This is a genomic window from Streptococcus sp. HF-2466, from assembly GCF_015594645.1.
GTDB classification, from domain to species: Bacteria; Bacillota; Bacilli; order Lactobacillales; family Streptococcaceae; genus Streptococcus; species Streptococcus anginosus.
Genome location: NZ_JADNQU010000007.1, coordinates 68,494 through 85,735 on the forward strand (window position 1 = coordinate 68,494; position 17,242 = coordinate 85,735).

The window sequence follows — 17,242 nt, forward strand, 5'->3', positions numbered from 1 at the left end:
CCCCATTTATTTTATTCTCCTTCAAAGGCATCTTTCATTTTATCAAAGAAGCCTTTCTTTTTAGGAGTAACGGTTATATTTCCAGCAGCAGCGAAATCTTTCAAGGCTGCTTTTTGTTTGTCATTAAGTCCTGTCGGTGTCACAACGTTGACCGTGACATATTGGTCTCCCATACTGCCACCGCGTAGGCTCGGAGCTCCTTTGCCCCGCAGACGGAATCGTTTGCCTGTCTGCGTCCCTTCTGGAATAGTTAATTCCACATTTCCGTGAACAGTCGGAATTTCAACGCTATCACCTAAGGCTGCTTGAACAAAGTTGAGGTTCAGTTTGTAATAAATGGTCGAGCCATCCCGCTCAAATTTATCACTTGACTCCACCTGAACGACAACATATAGATCTCCGTACGGTCCACCATTGAAACCAGCCTCACCTTGACCAGACAAACGAACTTGTTGACCAGTTTCAACACCTGCAGGGATTTTCACATGAACACTATGGGCTTGTTTTTCATGCCCTGTCCCATGGCAGGTTTGACAAGGGTCTTTGATTTCTTGTCCGCGCCCATGGCAGACATCACAAGTGACTTGACGACGCATCATGCCAAGTGGAGTTTGCGTGTCCACATTGATGACACCAGATCCGTGACAACGACTACAAGTTATTGGACTAGTTCCTGGTTTCGCACCCGAACCGTGACAAGTATGGCAGGTCGCCTCACGATTGTATTTAATTTCTTTATCTGTACCAAAAATCGCTTCTTCAAACTTAAGGTTGACCCGATATTGAAGGTCATCTCCTTGACGAGGTGCGTTGGGATTGCGACTTGCACCACCTCCACCAAAGAAGCTAGAGAAAATATCTTCAAAGCCACCAAAGCTAGAACCGTCAAAGCCTCCGAAACCGCCAGCTCCGCCACCGAAGCCTCCGTTAGCTCCCGCAGCACCATATTGATCATAGGCTGCCCGTTTTTGCTCATCACTCAAGGTTTCATAAGCTTCTTGGACTTCTTTGTATTTCTCTTCAGCACCCGGTTCTTTATTGATGTCTGGATGATATTTTTTTGATAATTTCCGATAGGCTTTCTTAATCTCATCCTGAGATGCATTTCTAGAAACGCCTAAACGGTCGTAAAATTCTGTATTGTTCATATAAGATACTAAGAGCGAACAGAAAGCGACTGAAATTTAGGAAACCGACAAGAAATCCTGATTTCTTAAGAGGTTTATCTAATTTCCGAGCTTTCCGCTCGTGTTCAATTCCATGAACACTCTTTGTTCCTTTCTGTTATTGTTACGAAACGAACCAATATTTATGTCGGGTTCAGTTCCTCTTTATCCAAAAACAGAGGTTGGTTTATCAACCCCTGAATTTATCTGTTACAAATCGGCTACAAGTAAGATTGAGCAAGCACTAAATTATAATCCGCAATCGTTCTTTCCAAGATGTGACAAAGGAGGTTTTAGGATTTTCCTGAGGCACTCCTCATCGTTACGACGGGAGAAGACAAAGACGATTTTTTCTTTGTTTTCGAGCTAGTAAGCCGCCTAGCTCGACCGCCTTATAGTGGCAAGCGTTAGCAGATGAACTGCTTCGAGTAGCCATTTTGCTTTGGCGTCTTATTTCTCAGTAAACTCACCGTCTACGACATCATCACCTTTGTTGTCGCCTGTATTTGTTTGACTGGCTCCTTCCGCTCCTGCTTGAGCTTGTTGGGCTGCAGCTGCTTGTTCGTAAAGTTTCACAGCGAGAGCTTGCGCTTTTTCATTGAGTGTTTCAAGTTTTGATTTCATGTCATCCAAGTTGTTGTTGTCTTGGGCTTTTTTCAATTCATCAAGAGCAACTTGAGCAGCGTCACGTTCTGCATCAAAGCCTTTGCCTTCTGTTTCTTTGATAGTCTTTTCAGTCGCAAAGATAGCTTGATCTACTTCGTTGCGAAGATCTACTTCTTCTTTACGTTTTTTATCTGCTTCGGCGTTTGCTTCTGCATCTTTCATCATGCGGTCAATTTCTTCATCTGTCAAACCTGAGTTCGATTGGATAACGATATGTTGTTCTTTTTGCGTACCAAGGTCTTTAGCCTTAACAGACACGATACCGTTTTTGTCAATATCAAATGTTACTTCAATTTGAGGGATACCACGAGGTGCAGCAGGAATGTCTGTCAATTGGAAACGTCCAAGTGTCTTGTTATCTGCTGCCATTGGGCGTTCACCTTGAAGAACATGGATATCCACAGCTGGTTGGTTATCTGCAGCTGTTGAGAAGACTTGTGATTTAGAAGTTGGGATAGTTGTGTTGCGGTCAATAAGTTTTGTAAATACACCACCCATAGTTTCGATACCAAGTGACAACGGTGTTACGTCCAAAAGGACAACGTCTTTAACATCACCAGTAATCACACCACCTTGGATAGCAGCACCCATAGCAACCACTTCGTCAGGGTTTACAGATTTGTTTGGTTCTTTACCAGTTTCAGCTTTTACTGCTTCCACAACGGCTGGGATACGTGTTGAACCACCAACAAGAATAACTTCATCAATTTCTGACAAGCTAAGACCAGCGTCAGACAATGCACGACGAACAGGTTCTTTTGTGCGATCCACAAGCTCACGAGTCAAGTCATCAAATTTCGCACGTGTCAAGGTCATTTCTAAGTGGAGAGGTCCAGCTTCTCCCGCAGTGATGAATGGCAAGCTGATTTGAGTAGAAGTTACACCAGAAAGGTCTTTCTTAGCTTTTTCAGCCGCATCTTTCAAACGTTGAAGAGCCATCTTGTCAGTTGACAAGTCAATACCATTTTCTTTCTTGAACTCAGCTACCATATGGTCAATAATCTTTTGGTCAAAGTCGTCACCACCGAGTTTGTTGTCCCCTGCAGTTGCTAATACGTCGAAGACACCATCACCCAATTCAAGGATTGACACGTCAAATGTACCACCACCAAGGTCAAATACAAGGATTTTTTCTTCTTTATCTGTCTTGTCCAAACCATAAGCAAGGGCTGCTGCTGTTGGTTCGTTGACAATCCGTTCTACTTCAAGACCAGCAATTTTACCAGCATCTTTAGTTGCTTGACGTTGCGCATCGTTGAAGTAAGCAGGAACTGTGATAACTGCTTTGGTTACTTTCTCACCAAGGTAATCTTCAGCATAGCCTTTCAAGTATTGAAGAATCATAGCTGAGATTTCTTGTGGAGTATATTCTTTTCCATTTGCTGAAACTTTTTCAGAAGTTCCCATTTTTGATTTAATGGAGATAATCGTATCAGGGTTTGTCACTGCTTGACGTTTTGCTGCGTCACCAACGATGATTTCACCGTTTTTGAAAGACACAACAGACGGTGTTGTACGGTTACCTTCTGGATTTGCGATAATTTTGCTTTCAGTTCCTTCAAGAACTGCAACTGCTGAATTTGTTGTACCTAAGTCAATACCAATAATTTTGCTCATTATTTTTTCCTCTTTATTTAGAATTTCTTTTTTGATACTCTTCTTAAGTGGCGACGCCATCAGAGCCTAGCTAAGCCAATCTCTTTATTAAAATTTGCGCAGAGAGCACCACGGTGAAGAGTGTCGCCAATTGTTCACTTCGCTCACGGTTTAGTAGAGCGAAAATATATTTTCTTTCTTCATAGTTTACCGTCGTTTCGGACGAGATTTTTTATTCTGCTACTACTACCATAGCTGGTCTTAGGAGACGTTCATGGAGTTTGTAGCCCTTTTGGAAGACTTGTGCGATGCTTCCAGCTGGGTGATCATCATCTGCCGGCACCGTCTGAATAGCCATATGGAAGTTGTGATCAAACTCACCGTCTGTCGGAACTTCTTCAATTCCTTCATCTTTAAGAGCGGCAATCAAGCTTTCTTGAACCATTTCCAAGCCTTTTTTGACATCCTCAGTCAATCCCTCAACAGCCAAGGCGCGTTCTAAGTTGTCCAACGAAGGAAGGATTGCTTTCCCTAAGTCTTGGCTACGATATTTCTGCAATTGTTGACGTTCTTCATTTGCTCGGCGCTGAATATTTTGCATTTCAGCAGCTGCACGAAGATATTTGTTTTCAAATTCGTCTGCGCGCTCATTCGCCAAGTCCAATTCGGACTTCTCAGGAGCTACCTCTGTTGTTTCTTCAGACATTTCTTCTACCGAAACGTCCTCTTTTTTTGCTTCTTCTTGCTGTTTTTCTTCTGCCACTAGGCACCTCCTTATGGTATTTTAAGTATTTTTCTATCTATAACTATCAGCTCTGTCGCCTTAATGCACTTCATAATGATTGCTACTCAGATATCTATAAAAATCTGTGAGCTTCATCGTTAAAACGCGATTGACAACATTGAGTTGACTGACAACTCGCTGATAATCTAAATTGACTGGTCCAATGACCGCTAGCATGCCAAATCCTCGGTAAGGAATGAGAAATTTGCTAGAGATGAGCGTCAAATTCGCCAGACTGCTTTCTCTGCTGTCTGCCACGCGCACCGTCTGCATTTGATCTTCAGCTAAACTATCTCGAATTTCAAAAGCCACTTTTTGCGGTTGATCAAAGAATTGATAACTCTTTAGATCTGAAAAATTCAGCAATTTCACCTTACCAGATACAATGACATTTTCTTTGAAAATATCACTAAAAATATGCTCAAAAAGATCCATAACATTATCAGTCGTTGTAAAATAACGCTGAATAATCTGCGGAATCTCTGTCCGAATCTTATAGTGAATATCAAGAACTGTCTGTCCTAAGAAACGCTCTTGTATCAATTCCTTCAGCTGAATCAAATCAGCTCGCAAGAAATTACGGGGAATCATGAATTGACTGGTAATCGTATTGGACTCATCCAAAGTAAAGACTGCTAAAGCTGTATGCTGGCTGAGAATCACAATGTCAAAAGCCGTCAAGCGTTGTTGACTTGGTTCTACATCAAGTGCTACCACCGTACATCCACTTAGCGTTGAAAGAACGTCTGCTGCCTGTTGAAGAACATCCTCTAATTTGAAGAATTCATGGTCAAATGCCTTAATTACTTCGTAGAGTTCATTTTCAGCAAGACGATCAAAGGAAAGGGAATGTTTGACAAAGTATTGAAAACCTGCCACACTGGGTTTGCGCCCGCTTGATGTATGTGCTTTTTCTAAAAGACCTTGTTTTTCAAGAACAGCCATGTCATTACGAATCGTCGCGCTGCTAGACTGGATTGATTCTTGTAGGGATTTGGAGCCGACTGGCTCATGGGTCTTTGTAAAGATGTCAATGATCAAGTTTAAAATCTCATTCTGACGTTCCGTTACCATGACATCACCCCTTTCAGCTTTGAGCTGGAATATGAGATTTTTTGTTTAGCACTCTACACACCCGAGTGCTAACTCATGATTCTATTATACACTCTTCCACACCAAAGTCAAGACAAAAACTCAAAAAATTAGCACTCTTTTTGCAAGAGTGCTAAAAATCGGTCCGAGGACCTACAAAATATCTTATAGAAGATGTTATAAATCTTAAGCTTTCCTCAATGTTAAATAAAACCGCAGCAAATTCACACGAATTGCACTACTAAAAACTACTCTTGCTCACCGTCATCCAAATATTTTTTGCCAACAGTGCGGTAAGACATATCTCCGATGCAGTCAACTGTAAACTGACCATTCTCGTATTCAATGACGGTCACACTACCATTGTCTAAACCATGCGGTCTTGTTTGGTCAATGAGGTACACAAATGTTCCAATGGTCATACCGTGGCTAACAATCAGTGCATTGCCACCACCAGCAGCTTCGATTTCTTTGGCAATATCTGAAAATCCTGCCCAAATGCGGCTGCTCAATTTTTCCCAGCTCTCAGCCCAACCAGCTGTATCAACCTCTACCAGACCCTCAGCCAACTCAGGATAACTCAATTGATGAACATGCTCTACATTGAAAACACGGGGCATCACTCCCATAAACAGCTCACCGTCGTAAGCTCCATCGAAACTACCAAAACACCATTCGCGAAGTCGTTTGTCTGTGCGATAAGGAATGCGTCCGGTTAATCCGAGTTCCTCTAGCATAATTCCCATGGTTTGAATCGTCCGCCCGCTATCGCTAGAAAAAGCTTTTGCAAATTGCAGCCCCGACTCGCGAAGTCCAATTCCTAGCTCACGAATTCCACGTTCCCCCACAGCAGTCAAAGGCGTATCAGACCAGCCTTGCGCCCGACCGATGGTATTAAACATGGTTTTCCCATGGCGAACAATGTATAATCTTGTTTTTGCCATATTTTACCTCCGTTTTTCTTACTATATTATATCATTTTTTTGCAGAGAAGCATTTGAGAATGAAAGAAAAATCGGGAGTAAGACACAAGTCACCATTTGTAAAAAATAACTTTTCTCACATTTCTGTTTTTGCGATTATTTCTATTCTTCCAATATCTTAGCACCTACTTGGCGATAAGACATGTCTCCTAACGCTTGAATGGTGAATTTCCCATTTTCATACTCCACGACCGTTACACTGCCATTTTGTACGCCAGGATTTAAAATAATAGACGGATCAATCAAACAAGCAAAGGCACCGATTGTCATACTGTGGCTGACGACAAGAGCATTGCCCCCGCCAGAAGCCTCTACATCTTTTGCAATGGCTGTAAAACCTTCTAAAATACGTCCACTCAGCTTTTCCCAAGGCTCTGCCCAGCCAGCTGTATCCACTTCGACTAGACCGTCTGCCAATTCCTGCAAGGTTAGTTTCTTATAGTCTTCTACATCCAGCACTCGTGGGATCACACCATGAAACAGATCGCCACCATAAGCACCGTCAAAACTGCCAAAACACCATTCACGAATCCGTTTGTCAAAGGTATAAGGAATTTTGCCGGTTAAGCCGAGCTCTTCAAGGACAATCCCCATGGTCTGAATCGTCCGCCCAGAATCGCTAGAAAAAGCCCTTGTAAATGTAAGTCCTGATTCTCGCAGACCAATTCCTAATTCATGAATGCCACGTTCCCCTTCAGCTGTAAGTGGCGTATCACTCCAACCTTGTGCCCGACCAATTGTATTAAACATCGTTTTTCCATGACGAATAATGTATAATTTCGTTTTTGCCATTTCAATCCCCCTTTTCAAAAGAAGAAGCTGGGACAAAAGTGCTCAGCTTCCTTTGCTTATATAGTCATAATTATAAGACGCAGTGGCTGAGTGGACCCTAATACGTTGATAAATCAACTTTTACAGCCCTACTTAACCGTGCGGAGGTGGGACAGAAATCAAGTTTCTACGAAACTACTGATTTCTGTCCCACTCTCATTTTAATTTTTAAAACTATGAATCGGTGCTGGAATTTGTCCACCACGCGCAATAAAATCAGCTGATGAAGCTTTATTGACTCTCATCACTGGCGCAGTCCCTAAAAGACCGCCAAACTCAATCACGTCGCCTTCTTTTCCTTTAGGAATTATCCGTACCGCTGTTGTTTTCTGATTGATAACCCCAATAGCGGCTTCGTCTGCAATCATAGCTGCAATCGTTTCAGAAGGCGTGTCAGCCGGAATGGCAATCATATCCAATCCAACCGAGCAGATCGCGGTCATGGCCTCTAATTTTTCTAAATTGAGAGATCCGTTTTGAACCGCTGCAATCATACCTTCGTCTTCTGAAACTGGAATGAAAGCACCAGATAAACCGCCAACTTGATTACAAGCCATAACACCGCCTTTTTTCACTTGGTCATTGAGTAGAGCCAAGGCTGCCGTTGTGCCATGCGTACCGACTGTTTCCAAGCCCATTTCTTCCAGAACACGGGCAACAGAGTCGCCGACAGCAGGTGTTGGCGCCAAGCTTAAATCAACAATCCCGAATTTAACACCCAGCCGCTCACTAGCCATCTGTCCGACAAGCTGACCGATCCGAGTGATTTTAAAGGCTGTTTTCTTGACTGTTTCCGCCACTACATCAAAACTTTCGCCACGAACTTTTTCAAGGGCACGTTTGACGACACCAGGACCAGAAACGCCTACATTGATGACGACATCAGCTTCGCCAACGCCATGAAAAGCACCTGCCATAAAAGGATTATCCTCGACCGCATTGGCAAAAACAACTAATTTCGCTGCCCCCATGTCAGAAAGTTCTGCAGTTTCCTTGATGACACGTCCCATATCTGCAACTGCTGTCATATTGATTCCTGACTTGGTGGATCCAATATTAACAGATGAGCAAACCTTATCAGTCTCCGCTAAAGCTCGCGGAATGGAGCGGATGAGGATTTCGTCCCCTTTTTGATAGCCCTTTTGCACCAGTGCAGAAAAACCACCGATAAAATCAACACCGATTTCTTTTGCTGCTCGATCCAGCGCTTTTGCTAGAAGCACATAGTTATCACTATCTGTCGCAGCACCAATCAAGGAAATCGGGGTCACCGATACACGTTTGTTCACGATGGGAATACCCAGCTCCGCAGCTATTTCATCACCAACTGCCACCAAATTTTTAGCTTTCCTTGTGATCTTTTGATAAATTTTTTCTGCTGCTCGCTCAATATCCGTATCAATACAGTCGAGAAGTGAAATCCCCATGGTAATCGTCCGAATATCAAAATTTTGCTCCTCAATCATGGAAATGGTTTCAGTAACTTGCTTTATATCCATTTTTCACCTCTATTAGATATTGTACATAGCGTCAAAAATCGCTGCACTTTGAATGTTAATTTTAACATTGAGTGTATTGCCAAAGGATTCAAATTCATTGCGCAATTCTGTAAAATCTTTCTTTTCTTCACTAGAAACAACCGCCATCATAGTGAAAAATTCATCTAAAACAGTCTGTGATATATCATCAATATTCAAACCAAGTTCTGCAATTTTGCTAGACACTCCTGCCACAATCCCCGTTCTATCCTTGCCAACAACCGTAATAATTGCTTTCATTTTTTACTCCAATCAACATGCTTTTCCCTATTGTAGCATAAGTAAAGGAAATTTGCATAAACCGAAAGAGAAAAATACGACTTTTATCCCTTAAGCTCTGCCTAATCGTTATCAATTGATTGTTGATTCTTTCCAATGAACACTACAATCCAGCACTTGTTGTTTTTCTTCTTGATGATGCCCCTCAATCTGGTCAATCAAAATCTTGGTTGCCTGCTGGCCTTCTTCAAAAGCTGGTTAGCCTTGTCGTGATACTCGGCGAAGATAAGCTCGTCATCTCGGTCAACGGACTGAACGAAAACTCGTTTACTTCGTCTGAGGGTCGGACAGTCTGACTGAAAACTGGTTCGCTTCGTCCGAGGCTCAGACGGGCCACCTAAAAACTCGTTTACTTCATCCGAGACTCAGACGGGCTGACTGAAAACTGGTTTGCTTCGTCTGAGGGTCGGACAACTTGACTGAAAACTGATGTGCTCTGCCCTAAAGCATTTTGTCAAGTACCTTTTTATGTTTATGGATGATTTTTTGAAAATTGAGCAACAAAAAAACAGCAAACCTATTTTGATTTACTGTTTTGTAATTTGCTATATTATTGTTTTTATTTAATTATTTAATTTCAACAAACTGAAGTTTGTCAATCTCATTTGGCTTTCTTAGGTTTCTTCTCGGGCAGTTCCGTATACATTCCTCCCAGTAATCCTACAATCAAATTCGCATTCTCAAATTTGTCGAATACGTGCATCAGGGTCTTTGATCCTTCATACGGATAACGCAGTTCTGAATCTGCAAGAAGTCTGTCCGATGTCGGCGTTCTCTTTAAAAACAGTTCATTATTACAAATGTCACCTATCAGCTTACCATTAAAATATACAAGGTATCCGCCCATCATGGATTTTATGGCAATATCACCAACTGTAGAAAAACATTCACGTATATATTCGTTAAATTCATTCACTATGATTCCTCCCACAAATTCTAATTTATTTACGCCGCTTCACTATTACTCCTTTATTGATTGCTGTCAACTCTAAAACCGAGAGTCATACCATACTATTTTTTCACATAGTGAATTTCTCATGATATTCAACCTTCCTAAAATCTTTAATATATATGATATTATACCACTTTTAAGACAATTTCCTCATCGTCAAATTTCCTACTCATTCCCAGAAATCGATACAAAAACAACCTACTTTTTCTTCATTCTTTTCAAAATATCTTACCTTTAACAACTTGTCTTAAAAGGTTTCCTTTCTCTAGGGATTAAAGAATATTTCAGTTGCAAAAGTCTTACCTCTAACCTTCTTCGTTAGAACATTGTCAGACTTTCGAGGTGAAGTTTATTCGTTGATAGTCTTTAGTGTGTGCTTTGGGATTTTCTGCCATTCAATTCCCACCAAAATTCATTACATATCTATTTATTTTGATATATTTCTATTTTTTGTCTACACTTTTGATTGAAACCGTTTACACTTTCTGGTATACTATCTTTGTATACTTCAAATAAATAAGGGGAGAAAAATAACAGAGAATAACTAAGAGCTATTTTCGTTATTTTTTGCTGCCCTCAATTTCATAAAGGAGGTTTCTTATGAAAAATTCATATAAGAAACGATTGTACACAAATGTTCTCAGCTTGTCAGCTGCCGTTCTTGTTGCAGTTTTAACGCAAGGAAATGCTGCTGCAGATACGCAAGATGGCACGGAGACACAGCCTATTACTAACAAGACAGAAACGGTAGTCCCTGCCGAAAAGTCAAGTGCGAAAACAAACGCAACAGAAGCGACAGCAACGCCAGATTCTTCACCAGCTGAAGTTCAGCTTCCCACAACAACCAATCAAGAAGAAGCACAAAAATCAGAAAGCGCTCCTTCAATAGACAGTTCGACTTCTACTACAAACGAATCCGAAACAGTGACTCCTGCAACACCTGCAAAACCAGAAACACGAGCAGCTGGAACAGAAGAAAAGAAGGTTCAATTAGCTGATAGTACAGTCCATATGTCTGAAAAAGCTACCATTACTGAGACTGTACAGGAACAAGGAGCCGCTGCTGGCAAGGTGACTTGGAAATTAGATAATAAGCCAATCACTGAATGGAAAACTTGGAACATGAAGAAGGGAGATTTTTCAGGAGATTCCTTTGTCACCATTGAGGAAACGACTAATGGCTCTGACCTCAAACTTTCTCTCAAATTCAATGAATTATTTGGAAATGACTTAAGTCTTCGGACACCAAACAATATCCGCAGAACCTATCGACAATTCATAGGAAATCATGAGCTCGTTGGAACAAACGAAAAATCCGGTCTGACGATTCGAAAAACACTTGTTTTCCGACCGTATGAAAACTTCCATACCCATGATGAAATGCTGGCAGCTATCGAAAAGAGCCGGCAGGATGCTAAAACGGATCGTCTTGTCAAAATCGAAACGACTGGTAAAAGCGCTCAAGGACGCGATGTTAAACTTGGTATCATCAGTTCCGATCAAAAGAGCATTGACGACTATCTCAATACAACCAATCGACTCGCTCTCACTAAACCAGATGAAATGTTAGCAGCTCTGAAAAATGGCACACTGGACTATAAACTGCCAGTCCTTATCAACAATACCCACGCCGATGAACAACCTGCTATCGACATCATCACTGGACTCTTCAATACTTTTGCGACCAAAGATCAAATTTCTTTCCAAACCACCGATGCCAATGGCAATGCTAAGACTGTCACACTCAGTGTCAAAGAACTCCTCAAGAAATTCATTTTCCTCTTTGACTTTACTGAAAATCCTGACGGAGATGTTGCCAATACCCGTGCCCTAGCTAACGGAATCGATCCAAACCGCGATACTAGCTATCAGGCCAACCCAGAAACCCGGACTGTTGCTGGACTCATCAACAAATGGAATCCAATTGCACTTTACGACATCCACGGCTTTGTCAAGGACTTCCTGATTGAGCCAGCTACTCCACCGCACGATCCAAACTTTGAATATGACCTTTTGGCAGACCTCATGCTAGAAAATGCTCATCACATGGGACGTGCTGGTGTTGCCAATTCTAACTATGATCACTACATCATTCCGAAGTTAGACTGGGGCGACGGTTGGGACGACTCTTTTTCTGGTTATACTGGTGTTTATGGCATGTATCATGGCATTCTAGGACACACTATTGAAATCCCTCAAGGAAATCAAGAATCTTACAAGGCTGGTTTCCATGCTGTTTTGGGAGGAATTGACTACTTATCTCAAAATCCTGATAAACTCATGGAAATGCGCCTCAACTTCTATCTCCGTGGCATCAACAAGGTTGAAGATCCAAAAGCTGAAAATGAATTAGTTGGACCAGACGGTAAAGTAGTCGGTCGTATCAAACATGGACAAAAGAAATTCTTCCCCGATTATTATGTGATTCCAATGGGACTTGATAAGAGCAATGACTCCCAACAGGCCTATAATATGATTGAATACTTCAAGAGAAACGGCGTTGTCGTTCAAGAATTGAAGGAAGACACTGGCGGTTATAAGAAGGGGGATTTGGTTGTTGACATGGCACAAGCTAAACGTGGCTATGCCAACCATATCCTCTACAAGGGCTCCAACGAATCTGCTTGGGCCGCTATGTATGCAGAATTGCTGGTTAATTTCCCAGATATGAGAGGATTCAAAGCAGTAGCAATCTTTAAAGAAAAACTCTTTGACGGTAAACTCGGTGAAGTAACTGCTCTTCGTGCTACTCGGACTAGCGAAATTGACCACAAAGCACCATATTATGTCATTGCCAATACTTCAGAAAGTGCCGTTCGCGCTGTCAATCGTGCAATCCGAGACGGTAAGAAAGTTTATTTGACAGACGATGGCTACATCGTGGATACACCTACTTTTGCCAACCTGCTGAAAAACTATGCAATCTATGGAGATGACCTTTATAAAACTCCTCAAGGGCAAACCTTAAAAGCTCTAAAAGTTTATGCACCGCCTCATCAATACTATTGGGCTGGTGTGGATACTCCTGCTCATACCGCTCTTGCTTTGAAGAATTTAGGATTTGACATTGTCAATACCCCTGAAGAAGCTGATGTGATTGTTTTAGAAAGTGACAACTTTGACAAGTCTCTCCTTGGTCTGAAACCAACCATTGTAGTTGGTGGAACTGCTATGCAACGCCTTGAAGAACTCGGTGTGGTTGACGGCTTTGACGCAGAACAACTCAAAAATGGTGGTGATTATGAAGGCTTGATGAAAGCGATCATTGATGACAAAGATCCGTTGACTAGTGGTTACAATAAGAATGATCTTTTCTATTCTAACTCTGGAAATTGGATTGCTAAGATACCTGCAAATTTCAAGACATTAGCTTCGATTGCTGGCAGTGACTATTATATCGCTGGTTGGTGGCCAGGTAATGAACAGTTAGCCAATAAAATTGTAGCTATTTCTGGTAGCTACAAAGAACAACCACTCTTTATTTATGCTGGCAACCCAACAAACCGTCTTCACACGATTCATTTCTACCGTTGGGTATCCAATGCTATCTTTGGCAGTCAATTAGCTCAACTGAAAGATCTTGAGAAAGAACAAAAACCTTCTACTGAAGTTGTTGAAATCATCAATCAAAAACCTCAGGCTGGTCAAGCTACAACCCTACGCTATACTCCTCAACCTCAAATCATGAACGCTACTCGAAAAGCTCAACTTCCACAAACAGGAAGCAAAGAAAATCAAAGCAGCTTGGTTATTGCTAGCATGTTCATTCTTGTCAGTGGCTACTTGCTCCATTTAAAGAAAAAAGAAGAATAGAATACTCTACTAGTAAAAACGAGTCTGAGACAAAAATGTCCCAGACTCGTTTACTTTCTTCTAAAATAAAACTCAATATGCAGTAATTAAGTAATCCCTAACTAATACCACCAACTCAACCCTATAGGGTGGGGCGACAAAATCAATTTCTTACGAAATACCAATTTGTGTCCACTTCTATTTAGTTTATAAAGCATCTAGTGCAACAAGGGTAATCATGGCTGCTTCGTAATAATTTTCCTTTGACAAATCTTGCATAAAAATATATTTATTTTGCTGAACCAGTTTTCGATATGCTGAATTTCGGCTGGCTGCATAGAAAATCGGAGCGCCAAAACTAGCAGACTGATAATGATTTAGAGCCTTACCTTTTAACGTATAACCAGCATAAAGCACTTCTTGTTTCATAAAGAAATTCATCATTTTATTCAATATATTCTGGCTTTGTTTATCCCGACTTTGCGCTAAATTATATGGCAAGCGACAAGCATTGTAATAATAATCACCGTCATACTTAGAAGCAACAGCTTTTTTCTCAGCTGCCCGAACTGTATCTGCTTCCACCCAAAGGAAATCAGGAAGTAGACCTGTTTTTGATTTAGCACTCATCATTTCCAATTTAGATAGCATGTTTGATCTGATATTTAACCATTGCCTATTACCTGTCAACTTGTAAAAAGCTTGGAACTGAGCTGGAAGAACATCTGATGTTCGCATTAAACGATAGTATTTTGAGTCTGAAGTTGCCCAATTTCCAACCGTCAGCACTCCTGTTGTACTGTTATAATTATAAGTCAAAATATCCTTCAAGATTGCCTTGGCCTGCGCATTATAAACGGCAGCCTTCTGTGGCCATAATTTAGCTGCTTGAATCAGAGCATACGCAATATAAAGATCGCCATCTGTTGCATTATTGGTTTCGGCTGTAACGACACCATTCTTGACTGTTTGTCGCCATGACATCAGCTGCGTATTTTTCATACGATGTGCCAAATAATAATTGTACAAACGTTCAAAATCTTTCTGGCTGGCATACCCTTGCTTTGCCGCTTCAACCGCAGTCACCATTCCATAGCCCTGCGATTCAGACAGCACAACATTTTTTTTCTTATCGTTCGTTGTTTTGACGTAGGCCTTGTCTTTTTGCTGAACTACATAATTTTTTGACCATTGTTGGTAAATCTGATTCTTCAAATGACCTGTACTATTGAATCTAACATAAGTAAAAATAGTAATGATTGCCAATAAAATAGCAACTAACCAAACATATCTTAAATTTGTTCTTTTCACGTTTCCTCCTATCCTGCAAATCGCTTCGTTTTAACCCACTTGGTTCCGTCACGATGGAAGAGTTTGTCCAAGGTCACAGAAGTTACAGCATCAATTGAAACAATGATGAATAGCTGCGAATAAGTAAAGTAAGAAATCAAAGCTAACCAAATCTGCTTAGAAGTCGCTTGACCAAATTGGGAGGCTAGAGCGATATTGATTTGTAAGAGATATAGCATAATCATCAAAAGCCAATTAAACAACATCAATTGCGCAATGTAAATATTATTTGAATCAAATGTAAAAGGAATATGAACACTTGGAACAAATAGATGAACAATAATAGCAATCACATTTGACAAAAGGACAATATCTGATAAAATTATTGCTGCATTAAACCAGAAGAAAACACAGGAATAATATGCAACTTCTAATTTCACACGCCAATTGCTCTTGTCAAACAAATGCTTGAAATTTGAAATCACAACTTCATAATTTCCTTTAGCCCAACGTTTCCGCTGCATATAATAGCTTTTAACTGTCTCTGGTTCTTGTTGGAAAGCTTCAGAATTATAAGCCAAAGCAATCAATTTCCCACTTTGCATAATTTTAAAAGAAATATCCGTATCTTCTGTCAAGGCGCCATTTCGCCACCCACCAATGCTTTTTACAAATTCAGTGTTGATAATAAAGTTTGTGCCAGGAATGCGACCAATTTTAAACATATGCCACATACCAACATGCTGAATTCGTTGCGTCACGACAATCTCTTGATTGATACAACGTGTTAAGAAATTTTGATTCGCATTTCGCGTCTTATTTCGCCCAAAAGATGCCACGTGGCGTTCTGGATCTTCCAGAACTTTCTTAACCAGAAAATAAAGAGCATTTTTCTCTGGCATAGCATCTGCATCATAAACGCAGATATATTCACCCTTCGCCATTTTCAGAGCATCATTTAAAACGCCTGCTTTTCCGCCAGTCCCCTTCCGGTCTGTAATGGTAATATCTCGTGTAGCATATTCTGGCATCGCTTTTACTTTTAACATTTCTTGATAAGTAGTATCTTCACAATTGTCCGCAAATAAAAGCAATTCCACTTTGTCATGTGGGTAATTCATATCCAAAATAGCTCTTGTTGTTTGCGCAATGACCACATCTTCATTATGGGCTGGTACCACAATTGTAACCATCGGATAGCTCTCTAAAGGACTAGTATCTACTTTAAAGTCGCTATGTTTTAGCCAAAAATGAACACCTGAACTCAAAGTAACTAAACTCCAAACCAAGGATAACCAAATGGATACCAGAGTGATAATCATAATCAACTGACTAATCATGTTTCACCGCCTTAAAGTTTTTATTCACTCTGTTATAAATGACTAAATAACAAATAAACAGCACAACAAAGCATACAGCAAAAAAGATACTAATTGCCAATGCTACTCCAAAAAATATATTGGTTATGATCACAGATTCCCTCCTAGTATTCTACAATAATGTCTGTCTCAAGCTGTCTTTCTAGATTTTTCATAAAGTCATCAACATCAGAAAACTTTTCATAACTCTCTGAATCAATCAGCAAATAGCCTGATTTGTATTGAACTTCTTGCACACTCTTACTGGTTTTAAAACGCAACAGTAACAATTTAGCAAGTATGCTGTGCTGAAATAATTCTACTAGAGACTGTCCTTCTCCTGAAGATAAAATGAGAAAATTTCCATTTGAAAGATAATAAACTGTTCCTGTTTCTTGCATGCATTTCTTTAAAGTTGCATAGAGGCGCACCAACATCCAACGAAATTCTTTTGGATAAATTTGTTGAAAATAATCATTATGCGCCCAATGGACTAATAAGGCTTGAAAGCTTTCTTCCCGTCCATCTCGAACCGCCTGTAAATGGCTTTCATACAATTCTTTTGCTTGCTCACTATAGTCTTTGACAATAGAAAGATAGGTTCGTCGATGAATATTAACTTGCTTGGCTATTCTCAGAACTACTGGAAAAGTAATCAATAATAAGAAACGCTGATTTGCTGGTATATACACAACACCTGCCACTAAAAACAAAGTTGCTAATACAACGCTAAAAATTAACAGCCAAGTCAGCAACATATCTGGTAAGACAAATACACTCAAGATGGCAAGAACAATCAAAATAATTTCAACATAAAAAATACTACTCGCAAAATAGAAACTATAACCAACAATTGCTAAAATTACGATAATTAGTAAAGCAATTGTCCATTCCAGTTCTTTTTTTCGATACATC

The 17,242-nt window shown here is 40.5% G+C and carries 13 protein-coding genes and 1 pseudogene; 1 reads left to right on the forward strand and 13 read right to left on the reverse strand.

Going from position 1 to position 17,242, the window contains the following annotated elements; genetic code table 11:
- Positions 1–11: 11 nt before the first annotated feature.
- The 10 genes and pseudogenes from dnaJ to IYQ91_RS06835 form a co-directional block, all read right to left on the reverse strand.
- Positions 12–1,148 carry a molecular chaperone DnaJ gene (gene dnaJ / locus IYQ91_RS06790; RefSeq protein ID WP_195673434.1) on the reverse strand — a complete coding sequence of 379 codons (1,137 nt, stop codon included), beginning with the start codon at positions 1,146–1,148 and terminating at the stop codon, positions 12–14.
- A 468-nt stretch (positions 1,149–1,616) separates the two neighbouring features.
- On the reverse strand, positions 1,617–3,449 hold the full coding sequence (gene dnaK / locus IYQ91_RS06795; protein ID WP_021002037.1) for a molecular chaperone DnaK: 1,833 nt from the start codon (positions 3,447–3,449) through the stop codon (positions 1,617–1,619).
- 211 nt (positions 3,450–3,660) lie between these two features.
- On the reverse strand, positions 3,661–4,191 hold the full coding sequence (grpE, locus tag IYQ91_RS06800; RefSeq protein WP_126467603.1) for a nucleotide exchange factor GrpE: 531 nt from the start codon (positions 4,189–4,191) through the stop codon (positions 3,661–3,663).
- Between the two features lie 60 nt (positions 4,192–4,251).
- A complete protein-coding gene (gene hrcA, locus IYQ91_RS06805; protein WP_195673435.1) occupies positions 4,252–5,286 on the reverse strand; it encodes a heat-inducible transcriptional repressor HrcA in 1,035 nt (344 codons plus the stop codon).
- 266 nt (positions 5,287–5,552) lie between these two features.
- A complete protein-coding gene (locus tag IYQ91_RS06810; protein ID WP_195673436.1) occupies positions 5,553–6,248 on the reverse strand; it encodes a histidine phosphatase family protein in 696 nt (231 codons plus the stop codon).
- A 141-nt stretch (positions 6,249–6,389) separates the two neighbouring features.
- Positions 6,390–7,079, reverse strand: coding sequence for a histidine phosphatase family protein (locus tag IYQ91_RS06815; RefSeq protein ID WP_106384550.1), 690 nt, complete (start codon positions 7,077–7,079; stop codon positions 6,390–6,392).
- 200 nt (positions 7,080–7,279) lie between these two features.
- Positions 7,280–8,617, reverse strand: coding sequence for a PFL family protein (locus IYQ91_RS06820; protein WP_126467609.1), 1,338 nt, complete (start codon positions 8,615–8,617; stop codon positions 7,280–7,282).
- Between the two features lie 12 nt (positions 8,618–8,629).
- A complete protein-coding gene (locus tag IYQ91_RS06825; RefSeq protein WP_126467611.1) occupies positions 8,630–8,896 on the reverse strand; it encodes an ACT domain-containing protein in 267 nt (88 codons plus the stop codon).
- 111 nt (positions 8,897–9,007) lie between these two features.
- Positions 9,008–9,179 (reverse strand): annotated as a pseudogene (locus IYQ91_RS06830) (transcriptional regulator); the annotation flags it as partial.
- Positions 9,180–9,536: 357 nt separating this feature from the next.
- The gene (locus tag IYQ91_RS06835) at positions 9,537–9,851 is read right to left on the reverse strand and encodes a TfoX/Sxy family protein (protein ID WP_195673437.1); all 315 of its coding nucleotides are present in this window, start codon (positions 9,849–9,851) and stop codon (positions 9,537–9,539) included.
- Positions 9,852–10,487: 636 nt separating this feature from the next.
- On the opposite strand from IYQ91_RS06835, the gene IYQ91_RS06840 reads away from it, so the two are divergent.
- Positions 10,488–13,700 carry an LPXTG-anchored zinc carboxypeptidase gene (locus IYQ91_RS06840; protein ID WP_195673438.1) on the forward strand — a complete coding sequence of 1,071 codons (3,213 nt, stop codon included), beginning with the start codon at positions 10,488–10,490 and terminating at the stop codon, positions 13,698–13,700.
- 186 nt (positions 13,701–13,886) lie between these two features.
- On the opposite strand, the gene IYQ91_RS06845 is transcribed toward IYQ91_RS06840, so the two are convergent.
- From IYQ91_RS06845 to IYQ91_RS06855, 3 genes are all read right to left on the reverse strand, one after another.
- Positions 13,887–14,990 carry a glycosyl hydrolase family 8 gene (locus IYQ91_RS06845; RefSeq protein ID WP_106100279.1) on the reverse strand — a complete coding sequence of 368 codons (1,104 nt, stop codon included), beginning with the start codon at positions 14,988–14,990 and terminating at the stop codon, positions 13,887–13,889.
- Between the two features lie 8 nt (positions 14,991–14,998).
- Positions 14,999–16,309, reverse strand: a complete 1,311-nt coding sequence (locus tag IYQ91_RS06850; RefSeq protein WP_049534485.1) for a glycosyltransferase family 2 protein — start codon at positions 16,307–16,309, stop codon at positions 14,999–15,001.
- Between the two features lie 143 nt (positions 16,310–16,452).
- Positions 16,453–17,241 (reverse strand): hypothetical protein, encoded by a 789-nt coding sequence (locus IYQ91_RS06855; RefSeq protein ID WP_195673439.1) that lies wholly within the window; start codon positions 17,239–17,241, stop codon positions 16,453–16,455.
- Position 17,242 lies beyond the last annotated feature (1 nt).